General features: G+C 40.8%; 1 protein-coding gene. It reads left to right on the forward strand.

The window, feature by feature from the left end:
• A partial coding sequence (locus HCCG_RS11465; protein ID WP_002957721.1) for an acyltransferase occupies nt 1-571 on the forward strand: 571 nt, incomplete at both ends.

The raw sequence follows: 571 nt of genomic DNA on the forward strand, positions 1-571 counted from the left end.
TGAACTCCTAGACTTAGGCATAAAGATTCCAAAAAATCCAAAAAATATTTTTATCTCAAAAAAAGCAAGTCTCTATAACGCAGAACGCATAAGTGTGGGGAATTATGTCCGCATTGATGACTTTGCGATTTTAAGCGGAAATATACAAATAGGTAGCTTTATCCACATAGGAGCGTGGGCTAGCCTCTCTGGTGGGGAAGTTGGCATTGTGCTGGAAGATTTTTGCGGTCTTTCGCAACGCGTAAGCCTTTTTAGCTCAAGTGATGATTATAGTGGGAAAAGCCTAACCAATCCTATGATACCCTCAAATTTTAAAAGCGTTAGCACCTCTAAGATTGTCCTACAAAAGCATTGTATCGTGGGAGCTGGAAGCGTGATTCTACCCTCAAGCAAAGGCTTAAGTGAGGGAGTGAGTGTGGGGGCTTTAAGCCTTGTTGTTCGCCCTACAAAACCTTTTGGAATCTACTTTGGCAACCCTGCAAAAAGAATCTTGGAGAGAAGCAAAAATATCCTCACACTTGAAAAAGAATTTTTAAAATCTTTAAAGAGTGAATTTTTAACGGGGGGGGGG

This window comes from Helicobacter cinaedi CCUG 18818 = ATCC BAA-847, assembly GCF_000155475.1.
Lineage (GTDB): Bacteria > Campylobacterota > Campylobacteria > Campylobacterales > Helicobacteraceae > Helicobacter_C > Helicobacter_C cinaedi.